The 21897-nt window shown below is 64.5% G+C and carries 20 protein-coding genes; 8 read left to right on the forward strand and 12 right to left on the reverse strand.

Features of this window, described 5'->3' with window-relative positions; genetic code table 11:
- Window positions 1-9: 9 nt before the first annotated feature.
- From MTX35_RS04070 to MTX35_RS04085, 4 genes are all read right to left on the reverse strand, one after another.
- A complete protein-coding gene (locus tag MTX35_RS04070; protein WP_243593747.1) occupies window positions 10-1638 on the reverse strand; it encodes a Na+/H+ antiporter in 1629 nt (542 codons plus the stop codon).
- 77 nt (window positions 1639-1715) lie between these two features.
- Window positions 1716-1904, reverse strand: a complete 189-nt coding sequence (locus tag MTX35_RS04075) for an antitoxin (protein WP_243593748.1) — start codon at window positions 1902-1904, stop codon at window positions 1716-1718.
- A gap of 40 nt (window positions 1905-1944) precedes the next feature.
- Complete coding sequence (locus MTX35_RS04080; RefSeq protein WP_243593749.1) at window positions 1945-4341, reverse strand: HAD-IC family P-type ATPase; 2397 nt, start codon at window positions 4339-4341, stop codon at window positions 1945-1947.
- Between the two features lie 23 nt (window positions 4342-4364).
- Window positions 4365-5480 (reverse strand): MBL fold metallo-hydrolase, encoded by a 1116-nt coding sequence (locus MTX35_RS04085; RefSeq protein WP_243593750.1) that lies wholly within the window; start codon window positions 5478-5480, stop codon window positions 4365-4367.
- A 94-nt stretch (window positions 5481-5574) separates the two neighbouring features.
- On the opposite strand from MTX35_RS04085, the gene htpG reads away from it, so the two are divergent.
- Window positions 5575-7512 carry a molecular chaperone HtpG gene (gene htpG, locus MTX35_RS04090; RefSeq protein ID WP_279395654.1) on the forward strand — a complete coding sequence of 646 codons (1938 nt, stop codon included), beginning with the start codon at window positions 5575-5577 and terminating at the stop codon, window positions 7510-7512.
- Window positions 7513-7637: 125 nt separating this feature from the next.
- Window positions 7638-8441 carry a crotonase/enoyl-CoA hydratase family protein gene (locus tag MTX35_RS04095; protein WP_094739812.1) on the forward strand — a complete coding sequence of 268 codons (804 nt, stop codon included), beginning with the start codon at window positions 7638-7640 and terminating at the stop codon, window positions 8439-8441.
- A 63-nt stretch (window positions 8442-8504) separates the two neighbouring features.
- Here MTX35_RS04095 and MTX35_RS04100 read toward each other — a convergent pair whose 3' ends face one another.
- Window positions 8505-10151 (reverse strand): cytosine permease, encoded by a 1647-nt coding sequence (locus MTX35_RS04100; protein ID WP_243593751.1) that lies wholly within the window; start codon window positions 10149-10151, stop codon window positions 8505-8507.
- 113 nt (window positions 10152-10264) lie between these two features.
- Window positions 10265-10846: an RNA polymerase sigma factor ShbA gene (gene shbA, locus MTX35_RS04105; protein WP_243593752.1), complete on the reverse strand. Its 582-nt coding sequence runs from the start codon at window positions 10844-10846 to the stop codon at window positions 10265-10267.
- A 196-nt stretch (window positions 10847-11042) separates the two neighbouring features.
- Here shbA and MTX35_RS04110 point away from each other — a divergent pair, with 196 nt between their 5' ends.
- Window positions 11043-11990, forward strand: coding sequence for an alpha/beta fold hydrolase (locus tag MTX35_RS04110; protein ID WP_243593753.1), 948 nt, complete (start codon window positions 11043-11045; stop codon window positions 11988-11990).
- Window positions 11991-12053: 63 nt separating this feature from the next.
- On the opposite strand, the gene MTX35_RS04115 is transcribed toward MTX35_RS04110, so the two are convergent.
- The 3 genes from MTX35_RS04115 to MTX35_RS04125 form a co-directional block, all read right to left on the reverse strand.
- Window positions 12054-12728: a hypothetical protein gene (locus MTX35_RS04115; protein WP_243593754.1), complete on the reverse strand. Its 675-nt coding sequence runs from the start codon at window positions 12726-12728 to the stop codon at window positions 12054-12056.
- Between the two features lie 191 nt (window positions 12729-12919).
- Window positions 12920-14254 carry an ammonium transporter gene (locus MTX35_RS04120; RefSeq protein ID WP_243593755.1) on the reverse strand — a complete coding sequence of 445 codons (1335 nt, stop codon included), beginning with the start codon at window positions 14252-14254 and terminating at the stop codon, window positions 12920-12922.
- Window positions 14251-14982: an enoyl-CoA hydratase gene (locus MTX35_RS04125; RefSeq protein WP_243593756.1), complete on the reverse strand. Its 732-nt coding sequence runs from the start codon at window positions 14980-14982 to the stop codon at window positions 14251-14253. The genes MTX35_RS04120 and MTX35_RS04125 overlap by 4 nt, the downstream gene beginning before the upstream one ends.
- 62 nt (window positions 14983-15044) lie before the next feature.
- Between MTX35_RS04125 and MTX35_RS04130 the strand changes: the two genes are divergently transcribed.
- Window positions 15045-16112 carry an NAD(P)-binding domain-containing protein gene (locus MTX35_RS04130; RefSeq protein WP_243593757.1) on the forward strand — a complete coding sequence of 356 codons (1068 nt, stop codon included), beginning with the start codon at window positions 15045-15047 and terminating at the stop codon, window positions 16110-16112.
- Here MTX35_RS04130 and MTX35_RS04135 read toward each other — a convergent pair.
- Together MTX35_RS04135 and MTX35_RS04140 are read right to left on the reverse strand one after the other, a co-directional pair.
- Window positions 16109-16930 carry a uroporphyrinogen-III synthase gene (locus MTX35_RS04135; protein WP_243593758.1) on the reverse strand — a complete coding sequence of 274 codons (822 nt, stop codon included), beginning with the start codon at window positions 16928-16930 and terminating at the stop codon, window positions 16109-16111. The genes MTX35_RS04130 and MTX35_RS04135 overlap by 4 nt on opposite strands.
- Window positions 16931-16993: 63 nt before the next feature.
- Window positions 16994-17842 carry an aldo/keto reductase gene (locus MTX35_RS04140; RefSeq protein ID WP_243593759.1) on the reverse strand — a complete coding sequence of 283 codons (849 nt, stop codon included), beginning with the start codon at window positions 17840-17842 and terminating at the stop codon, window positions 16994-16996.
- A gap of 89 nt (window positions 17843-17931) precedes the next feature.
- Here MTX35_RS04140 and MTX35_RS04145 point away from each other — a divergent pair, with 89 nt between their 5' ends.
- Window positions 17932-19596, forward strand: coding sequence for an ABC-F family ATP-binding cassette domain-containing protein (locus tag MTX35_RS04145; protein WP_243593760.1), 1665 nt, complete (start codon window positions 17932-17934; stop codon window positions 19594-19596).
- A 64-nt stretch (window positions 19597-19660) separates the two neighbouring features.
- Here the strand turns inward: MTX35_RS04145 and MTX35_RS04150 are convergent, their stop codons facing one another.
- Window positions 19661-20491, reverse strand: coding sequence for an alpha/beta fold hydrolase (locus MTX35_RS04150; protein WP_243593761.1), 831 nt, complete (start codon window positions 20489-20491; stop codon window positions 19661-19663).
- 81 nt (window positions 20492-20572) lie between these two features.
- Here MTX35_RS04150 and MTX35_RS04155 point away from each other — a divergent pair, with 81 nt between their 5' ends.
- The 3 genes from MTX35_RS04155 (at window position 20573) to MTX35_RS04165 (ending at window position 21895) form a co-directional block, all read left to right on the forward strand.
- A complete protein-coding gene (locus MTX35_RS04155; protein WP_243593762.1) occupies window positions 20573-21028 on the forward strand; it encodes a MarR family winged helix-turn-helix transcriptional regulator in 456 nt (151 codons plus the stop codon).
- A gap of 64 nt (window positions 21029-21092) precedes the next feature.
- Entirely contained in the window at window positions 21093-21365 is a 273-nt protein-coding gene (locus MTX35_RS04160) for a helix-turn-helix transcriptional regulator (RefSeq protein ID WP_032385724.1), read from the forward strand.
- Complete coding sequence (locus tag MTX35_RS04165) at window positions 21362-21895, forward strand: hypothetical protein (RefSeq protein ID WP_243593763.1); 534 nt, start codon at window positions 21362-21364, stop codon at window positions 21893-21895. Before MTX35_RS04160 ends, MTX35_RS04165 begins: the two co-directional genes overlap by 4 nt.
- The last annotated feature ends 2 nt before the right edge of the window (window positions 21896-21897 follow it).

The raw sequence follows: 21897 nt of genomic DNA on the forward strand, positions 1-21897 counted from the left end.
GTGCGTCGTCTACGGTGTGCGTCGTGCGATGCGAGCCTCGGCCGCAATTTCTTCCACGTCCAAGCCATTCAACACTGCCCGCAGAGCTTCGTCCTCCAGCTCCCCCGAGTCGCGGGCTGCGATGAGGGCCGCCCGCTGCGCGACCAGGACGTTGTGTCGCAGGGTGTCGAACAGCGCTCCGGCCGCCGCGATCCGCTTCTCGCGGTCCTCGGTCTCGTCGGCATCCAACCGAGCGCGCACCGAGCGTCGGACGCGCTCGATCACCTCGTCGATGCGCTCGCCGTCCACTCCGGCGATTCCTTCCTTCGCCGCGCGCTGGAGGTAGTCCTCTGCCGCCGTACGGGCGATGGCCTGTGAGAGCAGACGCTGATTGTCGTTGCGCTGCTGCTCGAGTGGATCTGCGACGTCGAGCCGGCGGATCAACAGCGGAAGCGTCAGCCCCTGCAGCAGCAACGTACCGACCGCGACGACGAACGCCACGGCCTGAATCACTGCCCGCCCGGGGAATTCGTCTCCGACCACCGTGGTCAGCGGCACACCGGCCGCCGCAGCGAGCGTCACCACCCCGCGCATCCCGGCCCACGAGAGCACCAGGTTCTGCTGCCACGTGAGACCGGCCTCAGCCGGGGATGATCGACGAAACAGCTTGCGAATGAATATGTCTCGACCGGAATTGGCGAAGATCCACGCCGGCCGGACCACCATGACCACCACGAGCACCAGCACCGCGTACGCGAACACGTGATGGACCGGCAGCCCCTCGCGTTGCACTTCCTGGATGACGAACTTCAGCTGTAAACCCATGTAGGCGAACACGAATGCTTCGAGCAGCAGATCGAGCGTCGGCCACACCTGTCGTTCCTGGACCCGAGTGGAGACCGACACGTCGGCAGTGACACGGCCCAGCACAAAACCGGCGGTGACGACGGCGAGTACGCCGGACGCGTGTATCTCCTCGGCCGCCAGATACGCCGTGAACGGCAGCACCAGGCCGAGCACGGTTTCCAGCGCCGAGTCCGCGATGCGATTGCGGACGAACCGCACGATACGAGCGAGGATCAACCCCACCAGCACGCCACCCACGATCTCGTACAGGAAGAACAGCACCGGCGAGCCCAGTTCGATCCGACTGCCCGTCACCGACGCAACGGCCAAGGTGAACAGGGTCAGCGCGGCCGCGTCGTTCACCAGGCTCTCGCCGGTGAGGATGGCCATCATCCGCGCGGGCAAGCCGAGCTTGCGGCCGACCGCGGTCGCGGACACCGCGTCGGGCGGGGCGACGACCGCGCCGAGGACCAGGGCCGCGCCGAGAGTGAGTTCCGGGATCAGCAGATTGGCGAACCAGCCGACGACCAGCGTCGTCACGATCACCATGACCAGACCCAGTCGCAGAATCTGGCCGAGGTTGCGCCGGAAGGTGACGAACGAGAAGTCGAGCGCGGCGGAGTACAGCAGCGGCGGGAGTACGACGCCGAGGATCAGCTCGGGCGAGAGGCTGACGTGCGGCACTCCGGGAACGAACGAGGCGATGGATCCGACGGTGACCAGCACGAGCGGAACCTGAAGGTCCAGGCGCTTGGCGAAACCGGCGACCGCGATCGCGAAGATGACTACGAGAAGAAGAATCGGTCCGTCCACACCGACGATTGTGCCGCCAGCCGCACCCCGTGGCGCGGCCGACGGCACCGACACTCACGTCGGACGCCCGATAGGTCCTACTTGTCCGGGATTGCCTTCTTGGCGGCTTCCTGCACCTTGTCGATCTTGTCGGCGTACTTGCCGCCGGTCTTGTTGTCGATGAAGTCCCCGGCCTTCTCCACCACGTCGTCGATCTTGTCCGAGTTCTCGGCCGCAAGGTCCTTGCCCTTGTCGACGATGCCCTTCAGATTGTCTGCGAAGCCCATGACTCTCTCCTGTCGCTAGAGTGATCGAACACCTGGGAGCTTACGTTTTGTACTGCCTGTTGCGTAGTGCCGATCCGAATCGGTGGGCGACCTCGACGAGCGCGATACCGATGCCGCCGATGACCAGAGCACTGGTGGTTGCTCCGACGTTCGACGGATCGAGCTTGAAGAACGTGCGGCAGAACGGGATTGCGAACAGCAGCAGGTAGCCACCGACCGATCCGGCGAGCAGCAGAATCTTCCACCAGTTGTAGGGCCGCGCGACGACGGCCAACACCCACAGCGCGATCATGATCAAGGTGATCAGCGCGGTGGTACTGGCCTGCGTCACCTGGGTCTCGCTGGCGTTCGGGCCGGCATAGACCAGCAGGTAGGAGATGAACGTGCAGGAGCCGACGATCAACCCGGACGGGACGGCCAGGCGCATCACCCGCGACACGAAGCCACTGCGTGCCCGCTCGTTGTTGGGCGCGAGCGAGAGCACAAAGGCGGGAATTCCGATGGTGAACCACGCCGCGATCGTCACGTGCCGTGGCAGGAACGGATACGGAATCGGCTCGAAATGAAAGATCTGCGAGAGCACGCCCGAGAGACCGATGAGGAACGCCAGCAGCACCGAGTACACCGTTTTGGTGAGGAACAGGTTCGAGACACGTTCGATGTTGCCGATGACGCGTCGCCCCTCACCCACGACGTAGGGCAACGTGGCGAACTTGTTGTCCAGCAACACGATCTGCGCAACGGCTCGCGTTGCCGCACTCCCCGAGCCCATCGAGACGCCGATATCGGCGTCCTTGAGCGCGAGCACGTCGTTGACGCCGTCGCCGGTCATCGCGACCGTGTGGCCGCGAGACTGCAACGCGCCCACCATCGCCCGCTTCTGATCGGGCCGCACCCGACCGAACGTGGTCGAACCTGCCACGGCGTCGGCCAGCCGATCGGAATCCTCGGGGAGGTCACGCGCATCGATCGGAGCGTTGCCACCGGGCAGTCCGAGCGAACCCGCGACCGCGCCGACGGAAACAGCATTGTCGCCGGAGATGACCTTGACCTCGACGTGCTGACTTGCGAAGTAGTCCAACGTCTCTCGGGCGTCCTCACGGACCTTCTGCTCGAGAATCACCAGCGCTTGCGGTGTCACGACGCCGGGCGCCTCCGGGTGGTCGACCGAGCGGTCGGAGCTGGCGAGCAACAACACCCTCAGTCCATGGGAACCGGCATCCTCGGCCCGACGGGCAATGTCGGAGGAGGCGTCGAGCAACACGTCCGGAGCACCGAGCAGCCAGTTCCCGTGCTCGCCGTACGACAGCCCGCTCCACTTCTTGGCCGAGGAGAACGGGGCCACGGCCGTCTGCGTCCACCCGGGCGCGTCCGGGTATGCCTCGCCGACGGCCTGCACACTGGCGTTCGGACGCGGATCGTCGCGTGCGAGGGACGCGAGAGCCGCTGTGGCGGAGTCGGAATCGGGCTGGTCGATCAGCACCAGTTCGGACAGACGCATGCCGTTCTCGGTGAGCGTGCCGGTCTTGTCGGCGCACACCACATCGACGCGGGCGAGGCCCTCGATCGCCGGCAGCTCCTGCACCAGGCACTGCCGTTGACCGAGCCGGATCACGCCCACCGCGAAGGCGATCGACGTCATCAGCACCAGGCCCTCGGGCACCATCGGGACGAGCGCAGCCACCATGCCGTTGAGGGCAGGCCGCAAAGCCTGACCGCTGGAGAACAATTGGTTGTAGATGATCAGCGCACCGGCCGGAATCATCAGGTACGTGATGAACTTCAGGATCTTGTCGATACCGCTGCGCAGTTCGGACTTGACCAGGGTGAACTTGCTGGCTTCCTCGGCGAGCTTGGCCGCATAGGCATCGCGGCCCACCTTCGTCGCGCGGTAGGCCCCACTGCCCGCGACCACGAAGCTTCCCGAAAGCACCTGCGCTGCTTCGAGTTTGTGCACCGTGTCGGCCTCACCGGTGAGCAGTGACTCGTCGATCTCGAGGCTTGCGGTCTCGATCACCTCACCGTCGACGACGATCTGATCGCCCGGCCCGAGTTCGACGATGTCGCCGAGCACGACCTCATCGGGCGGGATCTGCTTCGAGACGCCCTCGCGTCGAACCTGGGGCTTGTTCTGACCGACGATGGCCAGGCGGTCGAGCGTGCGCTTGGCACGAATCTCCTGGATGATGCCGATGCCGCTGTTCGCGACGATCAACAGCCCGAACATGCCGTCGATCACCGAGCCCGTCGAGAGCACGATGATCAGCAACACCCCGAGAATGGCGTTGATTCGGGTGAACACGTTGCCGCGAACGATGTCGCGAACCGACCGAGACGCTCGGGCCGGAACGTCGTTGGATTTCCCCTCGGCCCGGAGCTGGGCGACCTCCGCCTCGGTCAGCCCGGCATCCCGCTGCGCATCGGCGTCGATAGACATGCGTGCAGCCTAATGCGGTTCGCTCAGCCCAGCCGAGCCCACCAACGATCGTCGTGCAACGTTCGAGTTGCGTCCATGCGCTGGCCCGGCATCGGCACGGCCACCTGCACTCCGACGTCCTCGGCGGCGGCGTGCAGCCGCACGATCGGCTCGGACCAGGGATGGAAGGCCAGGTTGAACGTGGCCCAATGGATCGGGACGAAGATGCCCGACGCCGTCAGATCGACGTGCGCGGTGACCGCTTCCTCCGGATTCATGTGGATGTCCGGCCACCGCACGTCGTAGGCACCGACGGGAAGAAGCGTCAGATCGAAGGGGCCGTAATTGCTGCCGATCTCGGCGAATTTCGGTGTGTAGCCGGTATCGCCGCCGAAGAAGACGCGTCGAACCGGACCGGCGAAGGCCCAGGACGCCCACTGCGTCGAGTCCCGGGTCAAGCCACGGCCGGAGAAGTGACGCGCCTCGGTGCACGTGACGGTGAGGCCACCGACGTTCGTCTGCTCGTCCCAGTCCAGTTCGATGATCCGCGCGTCGGGCACCCGCCACTTCCGCAGGTGAGCACCGATTCCCAGCGGCACGACGAACGGGGCCGACTGCGTACTCGCCAGCTTCTGCACCGTCACCTTGTCCAGATGGTCGTAGTGATCGTGGGAAATGACGATGGCGTCGACCTGCGGCAGATCGATCAGCCCGACCGGGGTCGGATGCAGGCGCGCGGGCCCCACCACCGAGGACGGCGAGACACGATTGCTCCACACGGGATCGGCGAGGACGCGGTAGCCGTCGACCTCGACGAGCACGCTCGAATGTCCGAACCAGGTGACCGCGAGCTCGCCCGCGTCCACCGGCGCGATCGGCGGTGCCAGCGGAATCGGGCGTTGGGGCCTTCCCTTGCCGCGTTCGGTGAGCAGCGAGACGAACATGTTCTGCTGCCCTTTCTCGCCGCGCCCCGGTACGTAACTGGAGCTGGGGTCGGAGTTGTGGAATCGGCGATCGCGGTATCGCGGCGATCCTGCTGCGTACGGGGTGATGTGCACGCGCCTGGCACCGATGGCCGAGGGCAGACCCCACAGGGCACGCGCCAACCATGCACTGCTCAGTGCTGCTGTGGCTCCCAGTACGAACTTCGTCTTCGTCACGGCCACCACAGTAGGCGGCGCCGACGTCTTCGCAGCTCACCCGTAGCCTTGCCGTAGAATATTCGCGTCGGTTTTGCTGCTAGAAGGGGAGACATTGAGTACCGAACAGCTCGAATTCCAGGCGGAGACGCGTCAGCTCCTGGATCTGATGGTGCACTCCATCTACTCCAACAAGGACAGCTTTCTCCGTGAACTGATCTCCAACTCCTCGGACGCGCTGGACAAGCTGCGCCTGGAGTCGTACCGCAACAAGGACCTGGACGTCGACGTCTCGGATCTGCACATCGAGATCGACATCGACGCCGCAGCCCGCAGCCTCACCATCCGGGACAACGGCATCGGCATGTCGCGCTCGGAGGTCATCGACCTCATCGGCACGCTGGCCAAGTCCGGCACCGCAGAGGTCCGCAAGAAGCTCAAGGAAGCCAAGGACGCAGCCGCATCCGAGGAGCTGATCGGCCAGTTCGGCATCGGCTTCTACTCCACGTTCATGGTGGCCGAGAAGGTCACGCTGCTCACCCGCAAGGCGGGTGAAAGCACCGCCACCAAGTGGGAGTCGACCGGTGAGGGCACCTACGAGATCACCGACGTCGACGACGCTCCGCAGGGCTCCTCGGTGACGCTGGCGCTCAAGCCCGCCGACGAGGAAGACCATCTCCACGACTACGCGTCCGAGCGCAAGATCAAGGAACTGGTCAAGAAGTACTCCGATTTCATCGCCTGGCCCATTCGCATCGACGTCGAGAAGCGCATCAAGAGCCCAGCTGATGAGAATGGCGATGTCGGCGAGGACATAGTCACGATCGAGACGGAGACGATCAACTCGCAGAAGGCGCTGTGGACCCGCTCCAAGGACGAGGTGTCCGAGGAGGAGTACAAGGAGTTCTACAAGCACGTCAGCCATGCCTGGGACGAGCCGCTCGAGGTCATCCCGTTCAAGGCCGAGGGCACGTTCGAATACCAAGCGCTGCTGTTCATTCCGTCGCAGGCGCCGTTCGACCTGTTCATGCGCGAGAGCAAGGCCGGCGTGCACCTGTACGTCAAGCGCGTGTTCATCATGGACGACTCGCAGGAACTGCTGCCCGAGTACCTGCGCTTCGTCAAGGGTGTCGTGGACGCAGCGGACCTCTCGCTCAACGTCTCTCGCGAGATCCTGCAGCAGGACCGGCAGATCCGCGCGATCCGTCGACGCCTCACCAAGAAGGTGCTCTCCACGGTCAAGGAGCTGCAGAGCGAGCAGCCCGAGAAGTACACGACGCTGTGGTCGCAGTTCGGCACGGTCCTCAAGGAGGGCCTGATCTCGGACTCCGACAATCGCGAAACCCTGTTGGGCATTTCGTCGTTCGCGTCCACGAACTCCGAGGAGGGCGTGACCACCCTCGCCGAGTACGTGGACCGGATGAAGGACGGCCAGCAGCAGATCTACTACATGACGGGCGAATCCCGTCAGCAGATCGAGAGCTCGCCGCACATGGAGGCGTTCAAGGCTCGCGGCCTCGAGGTGCTGCTGCTCACCGATTCGGTCGACGAGGTGTGGGTCGGCAACGTCACCGACTTCGACGGAAAGTCGTTCCAGTCCATCGCCAAGGGCGAGGTGGACCTCGACACCGAAGAGGAGAAGAAGGACTCCGAGGCCAAGCGCGAGGAGCAGGACAAGGAGTTCGCGGACCTGCTCACCTGGCTGACCGAGACCCTCGGCGAGGACGTCAAGGAGGTACGTCTGTCGACGCGCCTGACGACGTCACCGGCCTGCGTCGTCGGCGACGAGTTCAGCTTCTCCCCGCAGCTCGAGAAAATGTACAAGGCGTCGGGACAGTTCGTGCCGACCTCCAAGCGCATCCTCGAACTCAACCCCACCCACGATCTGGTGACGGGATTGAAGAAGGCCCGCGAGGATCGCAGCGATGATCCGCACCTCGCCGAGACCGCCGAGTTGCTCTATGCAACGGCCTTGTTGGCCGAAGGCACCGAGCTGAAGGACCCGGCGAAATTCTCCCGATTGCTGGCGGATCGGTTGACCCGCACCATCTGAGCGGCTTCGCCGCATGTGAGTGTGGAGCCTGCGGGTCGTTCCGCAGGCTCCACTCCTGCCTCGTAGCCTGCTACGAAGTCCACTCACGACCCAAGCTGCACAAGAAGATGGAGGACCCGCCCGCCATGACCGACGCACCACTGCTGATCGAGCGAACCGGGGACATCGTCGCCTGGACGTTGAACAACCCCCAGGCCCGTAATCCCATCTCCGAGATGGAGACCATCGACGCTCTCGAGGCCGCGATCGCCGACGCGAACGGGGATCCATCGATCAGGGTCGCCATCCTGACCGGTGCCGGTTCGGCATTCTCGTCGGGCGGGAACGTCAAGCACATGCGGGACAAGCAGGGAATGTTCGGTGGTAGCCCGGCCGAGTTGCGGCAGGGCTACCGCCACGGCATTCAACGAATCCCGAAGGCGTTGTATCACTGCGAGATTCCCACGATCGCTGCGGTCAATGGCCCAGCCATCGGAGCCGGCTGCGATCTGGCATTGATGTGCGATCTTCGAATCGCCTCGACCACTGCGACATTCTCCGAGAGTTTCGCCAAGGTGGGCATCATTCCCGGAGACGGTGGGGCCTGGCTGCTCCCCCGAGCCATCGGCATGGCACGGGCGAGCGAAATGGCGTTCACCGGCGAGGCCATCGATGCTGCAACGGCATTGGAATGGGGCTTGGTCTCTCGGGTCGTCGAGCCCGAGGATCTGCTCGACGCTGCCCACACACTGGCTCGGCGTGTGGCGGCCAACCCACCGCAGGTACTGCGTATGACGAAGAAGTTGTTGCGCGAGGGCCAGCAGCAGAGTCTGGAATCCTTGCTCGAACTCTCCGCTGCCTATCAGGCCATCGCACACCACACCGAGGATCATTCCGAGGCGGTCAACGCGATGCTCGAGCGTCGCGATCCCGAGTTCCGAGGACGCTGACTCGCCAGGTGAGTGGAAACTCGGCCCCCACTACGAGTTTCCACTCACCTGCGACGAAGTCGCCTACTGCTCGGGCAGGATGTGCTCCCCCGTCTTGTCGGTACTCAGTGACAGTGAACTGATGTACTGCTTCTCCCCGTTGGGCCCCGGCACGTTGGACGCGATCATGTCGGGTCGCTCGAATTCCATTCCGCTGACGTGGCACATCACGAGCGCGTCGGACGGATTGCCGTACTCGTCGAACATCGGCAGATCGATACCGTCGTCGGTACGCCGCAGGTAGTACTTGCCCTTGGTTGCCACCGCCAGAATGGGCGGAAGCACCAGTGCGAGAACGAGAGCCACGATCGGCGAGTACGGTTTGATCGCCGATCCGAATGCGCCGAAGAAGACGAGAATCGACAGAATCGCCGACGCCGCCATCGACCCGAAGCCGACCGGATTGATGTTGTAGAGCATGCCGCGTCGAAACTCGGGGACCTTGGGCGAGAGCTTCAGGATGTACTTGTTGAAGACGATGTCCGACGCCACCACCGCGATCCACGCGATACCGCAGTTGGCGTAGAAGCCGAGGATGCTGTTGAGGAAGTCGAACATGTTGGCTTCCATCAGGATCAGTGCGATGGCAAGGTTGAACAGCACGAACACCATGCGGCCGGGATATGTCTTGGTGAGGCGGGTGTAGGAGTTGGTCCACGCCAGCGACCCGGAATACGCGTTGGTCACGTTGATCTTGATCTGACTGATGACCACCAGGATCACCGCGAGGGTCATGGCGAGCCAGCCCGGCATGAAGTTCTCGTAGATCTCCAGGAACTGGTGCACCGGCTCGTTGGCGATGCTGGACCCGTCGACGACGTTGGCGATCAGGTACACGGCGAGGAAGAGGCCGACGACCTGCTTGAGTGCACCGAAGATGACCCAGCCCGGGCCGGCCAGAAGCACTGCCGTCCACCACCGCCGAGAATTTTCGGGAGTCTTGGGCGGCATGAAGCGCAGGTAGTCGATCTGCTCGGCGATCTGCGCAATGAGCGACAGACACACGCCTGCGGCGAGCATGACCGACCCGACGTTGACGCCCTTGCCGTCGGCCCCGTCCTGACCGCCGTAGGCGAAGAACTCACCGACCGAGTCGGGGTTGCTGATCACGAGATACACGAACGGCAGCACCATCAGGACGAGCCACAGCGGGGTGGTCCAGACCTGAAGCTTGGCAAGGGCTTTCATGCCATAGATGACCAGCGGGATCACCATGATCGTGGATACCGCGTACCCGATGGGCAAGGGAATGTTGAGGCCGAGTTCGAGTCCCTGCGCCATGATCGAGCCTTCGAGCGCGAAGAAGATGAACGTGAACGTCGCGAAGATGACGTTGGTGACCACCGATCCGTAGTAGCCGAATCCGCTTCCACGGGTGATCAAATCGAGGTCGATGTTGTAGCGCGCAGCGTAGTAGGCGAGCGGGAGCCCGGTCAGGAAGATCACGACGGCGAACACCAGGATGCCCCACAGGGCGTTACCGGTTCCGTAGGAGATGCCGATGTTGGCACCGATGGCGAAGTCTGCGAGATACGCGATGCCGCCGAGCGCGGACGTCGCGACAACGCCGGTTCCCCATTTACGGTAGCTCCGCGGCGCGAAGCGCAGTGTGTAGTCCTCCAGCGTCTCTTTGAGCGCGGTGTCTGTCGATGCTGGCTGTACGGCGGTCATGGATCAACAACGTAGAACCGCCACATTGCCGGAGTGTCTTGTGACGATGTAGCTACTGTTACTCACTCCGACGATTCGGACATCCGGCGCAGATGCTCGTCACGGAGGGATCGTCAGGCGACTGCGCGTGCCGCCAACAGCGAGAAGTTCGACAACTCGGCACGGAGCAGGTTCATCGCCCGATGCTGGGCCACTCGCACGGCCCCGGCCGTCATTCCGAGCGCTTCGCCTGTTTGCGGTGCCGTGAGACCCCACACCACTCGCATGAGGATGATCTTCCTGTATTTCGGCGGCAGGGTATCCATCAAGGCCTGAGCGTGGCTGCGCAGTTCGTCGCCGAGCGCGACCTGCTCGGGCCCGGCGTCGGTTGACTGCTCCTCGGGCATCTCGTCGACCGAGAACGATTGACGAAGAGCAGATCTACGACCTGCATCGGCCAGCTTGTGTGCAGCGATCCCGTAGACGAACGCCATGAAGGGCTTGCCCATGTCGCGATATTTGGGAATGGCGGTGACCAGTGCGAGGCATACGTCCTGCACCACGTCGTCCGCAGCCACGTCGAGATTCCGGACCCGGGCGGAACAGTAGCGGTGGACCGGTGGCTGGATCAGCACCAGTACGCGTTCGAGTGCGGCACGGTCGCCCGCGACGGCCCGCGGTACGACGTCTTCCAGCGTGTCCATGGAAGTGCTCATGGCCGATCTCCTTCTTGGCAACGCGCGCCCTCACCTGAACGCTCATCGGTACTTCGACGCTGCCGACCGTTCGGCTTGGTCGGATCGGCTACCACATCGAAAGAAAATGTGATTCAGGTAACACGGCGTGTCGTGGAAGCGACGTACCGGACAACATCCACGTCGCGTCACGTGACCTTGACACCGCGGAGCGCACATGAACACCAGTGAGCAGAACCATCTGGTCGGTCGCCGGAGCACCGTCGCCGCTGCGGACGGCACCACGCTCGCAGTGCGCGAGTTCGGACACCCCGATGCAGCTCTGACCGTGGTGTTCGTCCACGGACACTGCCTGCGGATGCAGTCGTGGACCGAGCTGCGCACACACGTCGAGGCAGTCTGGGGCGAGGACACGCGAATCGTTCTCTACGATCACCGCGGCCACGGCGAATCCGGTGCAGCAACGCCGGACAGCTGCACCATCGATCAGCTCGGCGAGGACTTGGCCGACGTGATCCGCGCTGTGGTCCCGGTGGGGCCGTTCGTTCTGATCGGACACTCGATGGGCGGCATGACGGCGCTCTCCTATGCCCGTCAGAACCCGGAGGCCGTCGGCTCACGTCTGGTCGGGGTCGGTCTGATCGCGACGTCGGCCGGTGGGATCACCGACGACGGGCTCGGCAGTTGCCTCGCGCATCCCGCCGTGTCGGCGTTCCAAGCCGCTGTTCGACGCGCCCCTCGACTGATGTCGGGTGCCAAGAAGCTCAGTCGCGGGGTGTGCGCCCCCATCGTCAGGACGGCGGGATGCGGCTCCCACAAAGTCAGCCCGCGGGTGGTGACGCTGGCGACGGCGATGCTGGGTGAGACGTCCATCGTCACGATGTCCGGCTTTCTCGGAGCATTCCGAGGTCTCGACGAGGTAGCCGGCCTGGCCGCGCTGGCCTCGATTCCCACCCTCGTACTCTGCGGCACCGACGACCTGATGACACCGATGCGACACTCGGAAACCCTTGCCGCACATCTGCCCGACGCTCGCCTGGTCCGGGTGGCGCAGGCCGGACACATGGTGATTCTCGAACGGGCACACGAGGTGGCGGACGCCATCGTCGAACTCGTGACGGCCGCTCGACGGGCACACGTGGGAGATCTTGCCCTGGCACGGTAGACCTGCCGACGACTGTGGCCCGCACCGGAATCCGATGCGGGCCACAGCACTGCAGTGAACGATCTACTTCTTGACTGCGGGAGGAGCGTTGAGGAGCTGGATGAACTGTCCGGCGTTACCGATGACCGCGCCGAGGCCACCGGCTGAGGTGCCGGCGAGCGATCCGATGGCACCGAGAGCGATCGCGCCGATGACGCAGCCGCCGATGGGCCCGGCTCCGAGAAGAGTTGCAACCGGTGCGGTCACAACGACTCCGGTGATGATTCCGAGGAGGCATCCACCGACGATTCCGGTTGCAGCACCGAGGAATCCGCCGACAGAGGCGGTGAGGCTGAGGTTGTCCTTGACACCCGCGACAGCGGCAGGCAGGTCGACCTGCTGCAGGCCGGGGAGCGAGGCGGAGACCGGGGTTGCCGCGGCGGGCGAGACATCTGCGGTCAGGGTGGCGTGGTTTCCGTCGATCACGGCGGCGACGGGGTGCGAGAATCCGTCGGCGGCAATGGCCAGCGGAACCGAGTCCACGAGTGCGCCGTTGGCGTCACGGACCACGAGGTGGTTGTCCTCGTTGCTCAGGGTGCCGGCCGTCGTGTCGACGAGGACCTGGTTACCGGCCTGGGTGACGTTCCACCCGACCGGAGTGGCGAGCGCCGGAGCCGGATCCGCGTAGGCGGTGCCCATGGCGGTCGTCATCGCTGCAATGACCAATGCGGACGTTGCCGCGAATCGAGTCAGCTTCATGTTCCTCAGTCTTTCGTCGTGTCCATCACTCGATGCGAGCAGCGAAAAACTATGGGTGGAACACGCGGGTCAGGCGAACCGAGGATGAACGAACGGGGTCGAACCGAACAACGATCCGACGCATCGAGTCATAAGGGACAGAACGACTTTCGAAGTCCAATCGTTTCGTAAACGACTCGCGCGGGTTGTCTCTACTTACCGAAAAGACCCGGCTTGTTGCTGCCTCCGTGGCCCACTCCGAAGTCGTATGCGGACTCGGCGTGCTCGTGCTCGTCCAAGCCGTCGGCTTCGTGTTGTGCGTCGGCGCGCACGCCCATGACGGCCTTGATGGCGAACGCGATTCCGGTGGTGACGATTGCGCAGTAGGCGAAGACCGCGGCCACCGCGATCCCCTGCACCCACAGCTGATGCAGCCCGCCGCCGTAGAACAGACCGTCCACTCCCGCCGGCATCTGCGCGCTGGCCACGAGTCCGATCATCAGCGTGCCGACGATGCCGCCCACCAGATGCACGCCCACGACGTCGAGCGAATCGTCGTATCCGAAGCGATATTTGAGCCCGATGGCCAGCACACACAGCGCGCCCGACGCGACCCCGATCGCTGCGGCACCTATCGGGGTGACCGCCGCACACGAGGGCGTGATGGCCACCAGTCCGGCGACGACTCCCGATGCAGCACCGAACGACGTCGCGCGGCCGTCCCGCAGCTTCTCGACGACGAGCCACGCGGCCATGGATACCGCTCCGGCACCCATCGTGTTCACCAGGGCCACTGCGGCAACCCCGTCCGCGGCGAGGGACGATCCAGCATTGAAGCCGAACCACCCGAACCACAGCAACCCGGCTCCGAGCATCACGGCCGGAAGGTTGTGCGGGCGCATGGGATCTCGCGGCCAACCTCGACGTTTGCCGACCACCAGGGCAAGCACGAGACCGGCAACTCCGGCGTTGATCTCCACCGCAGTGCCGCCGGCGAAATCGATCGCGCCCAGCCGGTTGGCGATCCACCCACCGAACTCACTCGTGAGGCCGTCGAGCGAGAACACCCAGTGCGCCACCGGGAAATACACCAGGGTGGACCACAAGGCCGCGAACACGACCCAGGGAACGAAGCGCATCCGATCTGCGACGGCTCCCGAGATCAACGCCACGGTCACCATCGCGAAGCCCGCCTGGAAGGCCGCGAAGACCAGTGCGGGAACGGTGCCCACCAACGGAATCGACACCGCTCCCCCGGCGGAGGTGTACACCCCACCCAGCAGACCCTCGAAACCTGCGTACTGCAGTGGATTCCCGATCCATCCGCCGATCACGTTGTCGCCGAACACCATCGAGAATCCGAACGCCAACCACAGCAGCCACACCACCGCGATCGCCGACAAACTCATCATCATCATGTTCAGCACGCTCTTCGAGCGCACCATCCCGCCGTAGAAGAAGGCCAGACCGGGCGTCATCAGCAACACCAGCGCGGTACTGGCCAGCAACCATGCAGTATCGCCCGCATCGGGCGCGCCGTTGATCACCTTCCTGCGAACTTCGGCGTGCGCTTCTCGGTACGTGCTCGGCGCGCTTCCTTCATGTCCTCGCTGCTCCACGTGGCCTCGAACGCAGCGGCCTGTTCCGACGTCGGAACATCATGTGCTCCATCATCGTTGAAAACGAGCTTGAGATGCTTCAGCGCCAAGGGCGCGAGTGCGGTGATCGACTGTGCCCACTCCATCGCCGCATCGACGTCGCCGAGCTTGTTGGCCAGCCCGCACGTGTACGCCTGATCGGCGTGCACCCGTTCCCCGCCGATCAGAATCGTGCGTGCGACGCCGCCCCCGGCGAGCGCGGCCAACCGCCGGATGGTCCAGTTGCTCACCGCGATACCGAGCCGCGTCGACGGAATCTCGAAGAATCCACCCGGCGCAACAACCCTCAGATCGCAGGCAATCGCCAACTGTGTCCCGGCACCCACCGCCGGGCCGTTGATCGCCGCGACCACCGGGATCGAGACACGTTCGATCGCCGTCAGCATCTCCTCGAGGATCTGCCCGAAATGCTCGGGAAACGCATCACCGGTCAGATCGGCTCCCGCGCAGAAGCTGGTCCCCTGACCGGTGATGACCACGACCCGCGCGCCGTCACGCTCGGCTTGTTCGACTCCGCGCTGCACCGCGAGGCACAACTCGGAGTTCAATGCGTTCCGTCGATCCGGGCGCTGCAGTTCGAGGGTGACGACATCGCCGTCACGTGTGTGTCCAATCACGAGTGCAGAGGTTACCCACCAGTACAGGAATCGACAGTGTGGGGCCTGATCTACTGGTCTCCATGATCGACACTCGGGTCGCCGTCATCGGTGCCGGCCAAGCAGGACTCTCGGCCGGCTATCACCTGCATCGCGCCGGCCTGACCGCAGGCGAGGGGTTCGTGATGTTGGATCGCTCCCCCGGCCCGGGTGGCGCGTGGCAATTCCGCTGGCCGTCGCTGACCCTGAGCACCGTCAACGGCGTGCACGACCTGCCCGGCATGGCGTTCGCCGAGACCCTCGGCGACGAGCCTGCCGAGACCATCGCGGCCGCCGATGCCGTTCCCCGGTACTACCGCGAGTACGAAGACCGCTTCGAACTGCATGTTCGACGCCCCGTCACGGTGACCGTCGTGTGCGACCGCGAGCCCCGATTCCGGGTCGAAGCGGGCGAGACAGTCGTCATGGCCGAGGGGCTGATCAATGCGACCGGGACGTGGGAGAAGCCGTTCGTTCCGCACTACGACGGTGCCGAGACGTTCGGTGGCAAGCAACTGCACACCAAGGATTATCGGACGGCCGACGACTTCGCCGGCCAGCACGTCGTTGTGGTGGGCGGCGGCATCTCGGCCGTCCAACTGCTCGACGAGATCTCGCAGGTCACGACGACGACCTGGGTGACGCGTCGACCACCGGTGTTCCGGGACAGCGAGTTCGATCACGATGCCGGTCGTGAGGCCGTCGCGATGGTCGAAGAACGCGTGCGGGCAGGCCTGCCTCCCGGGTCGGTCGTCTCGGTCACCGGACTGCTGCTGACCCCGTCGTTGGCTGCCGCCCAGAAGCGCGGCGCGCTCGACCGAAAGCCGATGTTCTCGTCCATCACGGAGGATTCGGTGGTGTGGGAGGACGGGTCGAGTCAGCACGCCGATGTGATCCTGTGGGCCACCGGTTTTCGCAGCGCCCTCGACCACCTCGCTCCGCTGCGCCTGCGCGGACACGGCGGCGGAATCGTGATGGACGGCAGGCTCACCACCCGCGTGGCAGCGAACCATCGCGTCCACCTGCTCGGCTACGGACCGTCCGCCAGCACGATCGGCGCGAACCGGGCCGGTCGCGCGGCGGTGACGGAGCTGCTCGAGACTCTGGGTTAACCGAGCTGCTCGGCCACGAACTTGGCCAGCGCGCCGAGCCTCGCCCGGCTCGGCATGGAGGTCGGAACACCCAACGCATCCAACGGTGCCGACGTCACCGGCCCGACGCAGATCGCGGCGACAGGGCCTCGAAGTGCGTCCAGGAAAGCGTCGAGCAGGCCGTTGTCCTTCGCTGTCGAGAGCAGAGACGCGACCGCGGGCGCGCTGGTGAACGTCACCGCGTCGACGCGATGCTCGGTGATCTGCGCCAGCAAGTCGATGAGTGGACTCTGATCCACGGGGCGGATCCACCGATACACCGGGATCGGGCGGACACGTGCACCGAGTTCGTTCAACGCGTCGCTCAGGTGAATCGTCGGTTCCCACTCGGTGATGACGCCGTGCAGCTGAACCGCGATGTCCACGCCGGCGACACCCTCGGCCTCGAGATGATCGGAGACTTCCTGCGAGGCCTCGGTAGCGGGTGACCACTCGTCCCTGAGCCCGGCACCACGAATTGCCCCGCGCGCCTTGGGACCTCGGGCGATGATTCGCGTGTGCCCCAGTGCTGTCAGGAGGTCTTCGCGCATCCCCCAGTCGGCGGCCGCGTCGAGCCAGCCCCGGAAACCGACACCGGTACTGATCACGACGATCTGCGGCGGGTGTTCGACGATGCCCTCGGTGGCGGACTTCAGCTCGGAATCGTCGATCAGAGGCAGAACGTGAATCGCCGCGGCGTGAACGATGTTCGCGCCGCGGCGTTCGAGCATGGTGGCCAATTCGTCTGCACGCCGCTCGGCGGTGAGGGCAACGGTCTTGCCGTCGAGCGAATCGGACATGGATACAGACTAGGCCCCCCATGTGAGCGGAACTTCGTAGTGGGCTACGAAGTTCCGCTCACATCAGCTGCTGAACTGGTCCGGGTCCGGGCCGGTGCGGCCGTCTGCGGAATCCAGTGCGTTGATCTGCTGAATCTCGTCGTTGCTCAGCTCGAATCCGAACACGTCGAAGTTGGCGGCGATGCGCTTCGGGGTCACCGACTTGGGGATCACCACGTTGCCGAGCTGGATGTGCCAACGCAGGATGACCTGAGCCGGGGTGACGCCGTGTGCGTCGCCGATCTTCGCGAACACCGGCTCGTCGAGAATGGTGCCCGATCCCAGCGGGCTCCAGGCCTCGGTGGCGATGCCCTTCGAGGTGTGGAACGCGCGCAGCTCTTCCTGGATGAAGCGCGGATGCAGCTCGATCTGGTTGACCGAGGGCACCTCGCCGACGGCGTCCATCAGCTTCTCGAGGGTGGGAATGGTGAAGTTGGAGACGCCGATCGAACCGATGCGGCCGTCCGCCTTCAGCTTCTGGAATGCCTTGAAGGTGTCGACGTACTTGTCGCGATCGAGCTGCTGCCAGTGAATGAGGTACAGGTCGAGGTACTCGAGTCCGAGTCGTTCCATGCTGGCGTCGAACGCCTTCAGGGTGGAGTCGTAGCCCTGATCGTCGTTCCAGAGCTTGGTGGTGACGAACAGCTCGTCACGGGCGATGCCGGATTCCGCGATCGCCTTGCCGGTGCCGGCCTCGTTCTCGTACACCTTGGCGGTGTCGATGCTGCGGTAGCCGACCTTCAATGCCTCGGTCACTGCGGCCTGGGCACCGTCGTCGGGCACCTGCCACACACCGAACCCCAGCTGGGGAATGGACGTGCCGTCGTTGAGCACGATGGTCGGGACAGTACTGGTCTCGGCTGAATACGTCATACGAATGGCAACGGTGGGTGGGGTGGTGTTGTTCCCGGGCAGGAGTGGAGCCTGATGAACGACCAGAATGCACGGCCTAGTGTTTCGGTGTGACCGCAACGCTTCGTATCGACGATCTCGCCGCATTTCACGGCGATCGAACCCTGTTCTCCGGACTGGATCTGACGGTGGCAGAGGGTGATGTGATCGGGCTCGTCGGGGCGAACGGCGCAGGTAAATCGACGCTGTTGACGCTGCTCGCGGGGGTCGGGACGGCCGATCACGAGGGTGAGATATACACCAGCCCGCCCGACGCGACCGTCGGCTATCTGGCGCAGGAGCCCGAGCGCATCGCCGGGGAAACGGTGCTGGACTTCCTCGGTCGGCGCACCGGGGTCACCGATGCCGAAGCCTCCATGAACGCAGCCGCCGAGGCCCTGGGTGGCAGCGACTCTGGTCACTCCGCAGGCTCCGCTCCTGCCGACGAAGACCTTTACACCCCCGCGTTGGAGAAGTGGCTGGCACTCGGCGGCGCTGATCTGGCGGAGCGCACGGCGAAGGTACTGGCCGATCTCGGTCTCGAGGTCGATGGGTCTGCACTGATGACGGATCTGTCGGGCGGACAGGCTGCGCGCGCGGGGCTCGCGGCAATTTTGCTCGCGCGTTACGACATTCTGCTGCTCGACGAGCCCACCAACGATCTCGATCTGGCGGGCCTCGAGCAGCTCGAGCAGTTCGTGGTCGCGACGCGGGCGGCGATCGTTGTCGTCAGTCACGATCGCGAATTCCTGGCACGGACGGTGACGGGCGTCGTCGAGCTCGATCGAGCGCAGCGTCGCATCGATGTGTACGACGGCAGCTACCAGTCCTATCTCGCGGAACGGGAGATTGCGCGCCAGCATGCGAGGGAGAAGTACGACGAGTTCGCGGACACCAAGTCCGCGTTGGAGTCTCGCGCGCAGATGCAGCGCAACTGGATGGAGTCGGGGGTGCGCAATGCACGACGCAAGGCCACCGACAACGACAAGATCGCCCGCAAGACCCGCGCCGAGTCGACCGAGAAACAAGCCGCGAAAGCCCGTCAGACCCAGCGGCGCATCGAGCGACTCGAGGTGGTCGAGGAGCCTCGCAAGGAATGGGAGCTGCGAATGGAGATCGCCGCGGCTCCCCGTAGCGGAACTGTCGTGTCGGTGCTGGGCGGTGCTCTGGTGCGGCGATCCGGGTTCACGTTCGGTCCGGTGACGACGCAGATCGACTGGGGCGATCGCATCCTCATCACCGGGCCCAACGGTTCCGGCAAGACGACGTTGCTGTCGGTACTACTGGGCCGGTTGGAGCCGGACGAGGGGACAGCCTCGCTGGGTTCGGGTGTGGCAATCGGTGAGATCGACCAGGCACGAGCATATTTCGTGGGCGACGGCACGGTGTCCGACGCCTTGAGCGCCGCGGTTCCCGAGTGGCCCGATGCCGAGGTACGCACGCTGCTGGCCAAGTTCGGACTGCGCGGCGACGACGCACTCCGGCCGGCGTCGTCGCTCTCGCCCGGTGAGCGAACCCGCGCTGCACTCGCCTTGCTGCAGGCCCGGGGCGTGAATCTGCTGGTGCTGGACGAGCCCACCAACCACCTCGACCTGCCCGCCATCGAACAACTCGAACGCGCCATGGAGAATTTCGAGGGCACGCTGCTGCTGGTGACTCACGACCGCAGAATGCTCGACACGGTCCGAAGCACTCGTCACTGGACGATGGCCGACGGACAACTGTCGGAACAGTAGTCGCGGTGATCGAAATCGGGTGCAGCTGACCGCGGTGAGCGCGGTCAGCTGCACCCGATTCACGTCAGCTCAGCAGGATCTCGTTCACCTCTGCTACGGGGTGCATCGGGAGCCCGTGGTGCGTGGAGTTCTCGAGTATCACCGTCCTCGCACTCGGCAGAACGGCATGCACAGCCGCTTCGATGCGAGCAGCGTTGTGCACCTTCCCTTTCCCCGCGAGGACCACGGTGGCACGCACACCGAAGTTCTCGAACGCAGCGGGCTTCGGCCGCTTGGGAACAATGGTTTTTGTGGTCGGGGCATGCGTGGCTCCCAGAGCAAGTACGTCGAGCCAGTCGGAATCCAACTGCGCGCCATCGGTTTCCCACCGGACGAAAGCGCGCTGCCGTTTCTCGTTGGGGAACAGCAGTATCGGTAGCGCATGCAGCAGGTAGCGCGGACTCATGGAGCCGAAGCAGGCATTGGGATCGAGGAGGGTCAGTGCGTCGACGCGGTTGTCGTGACGCAGCGCGTATGCCAGAGCGATCATCGCGCCGTAGGAATGGCCGCAGAACGCCGCGGTGGGCAGATTCAGCTCATTCAGCACCGCCGTCACCCAGTCCAACAGCTCGTCCACGGAGTCGATGGACTGGTTACCGGGAACGCTGCGTCCCACGTCGCCCATCAGGTCGACCGCGTACATCCGATATCGCTGCGAGAGTGCCCCGACGTTGGCGAACCACACGGTGGAGGTCGCACCGGCCCCCGGCAGCAGCACCAGAGCCGGGCCATCGACGGGTCCGCAGGCGTTGATTCGCGTGGTGCCGTGCACCGTGTTCACGTCGATGGCCTGGGTATCTGCAGGCCATTTCTTCAGAACTCGGTCGTAGGCGGCACAGAACTTGTCCACGGTCACAGCAACCCTCAATTCTCTCGATGATCGAGATAATAGACAATGGAGACACTCTCCGTCCAGCATCAACCGAGGGATCAGCACATGACCGAGCCCGCCTCTGCCGTCCACCAGCTACGCGCACTGACGGTCGACCTCGATCTTCTGGGCGCGGAGTTCGCGCAAAGACATGCGCTCCACCCGACGGATATCCGGGCGCTGATCTGCCTGCTGGATGCGGACCGAGCCGGAACGCGTGCCACGCCCGGCTGGCTCGGCGCACAGCTGGGCCTGGAATCGGCATCCGTCACCGCCCTCGTCGATCGAATGGCGAAGCGCCAGTTGGTATCACGTGAACCCGACCCAGCCGATCGTCGGCGAGTACTGCTGCGCGTGACCGCACACGCTTCGGAACTCGGCACCGCGTTCTTCGGCCCCGTGATCGGCCGCGCAGTCGACGAGCTGGCGCGTTTCACACCCGAGCAGCGGGCGACGATCGACGAGTTTCTGACGACCATGCGCACCATCGTTGCCGACGCTCGGGAGCAGCAGGAAACGTAGCCGACTCAAGCAATCCGTTATTACCCGTTGACAGATCGTTGGGTTTATACAACACTTCATTGTCATGAGCCCAGTCAAGCGCGGTACCGCGCTCCCGATCTTCAACAGGGTGGGTGTTCTGCGGGCAGAACGAAAGATGAGCCGCGCGCAACTGGCCGAACTCGTCGAAGTGAATCCCCAGACGGTGGGCGCCCTCGAACGAGGGGACCACTACCCGAGCCTCGACCTCGCGATGCGCATCTGCGATGTGTTCGATCTGCCGATCGAAGCAGTGTTCTCACGAGAAGAACTCGGACCACTCTCGGCCGAACTCTTCCGAAGGGAGAAGGATCGATGAACAAGCCCGAGCCGAGCATCTTCTCTCGCTATCAGGAATCCCGCACGCAGATGTTCCTGGACAGCGACAAGCATTACGCCAACTGGCTACCGGGCCTGCGAGTCCAGAAGCGTCGCCGCATCTTCGTGATCGCGCTGATCACCCTCCTCGCCGCTGCGGCCGGATTCGCGCTGGCAACTCTCGCGGTCAGGGGGGCACTCGGCGGATGGGCCGTGTGCTACATCGCGTTCCTCTTCGCAGCCATCGTCCTCGGCATCGTCTCTCACAGCCGTGCCGAAGCGCCGGAGGATGCACTCGACGAGTACGAGGTTGCACGTCGTAACCACGCCCGATCGATCGGACTGACAGTCACTCAGGGGTTGGGCACAGCAGCAGCGTCCTACCTGTTTCTCGGGGCAATGTTCCTGGACAACACAGATTTGGCGCTCTCGGGAGGGGCATTGGTGTTGACCGCTCTGAGCGCCGGGAGATATGCCCCCGCAATGCTTCTCGCATGGAACACTCCCGACCCCGATCCCGAGGACGGCTGACA

The sequence above is a fragment of the Rhodococcus sp. ARC_M12 genome, assembly GCF_022810385.1.
Taxonomy (GTDB): domain Bacteria; phylum Actinomycetota; class Actinomycetes; order Mycobacteriales; family Mycobacteriaceae; genus Rhodococcoides; species Rhodococcoides navarretei.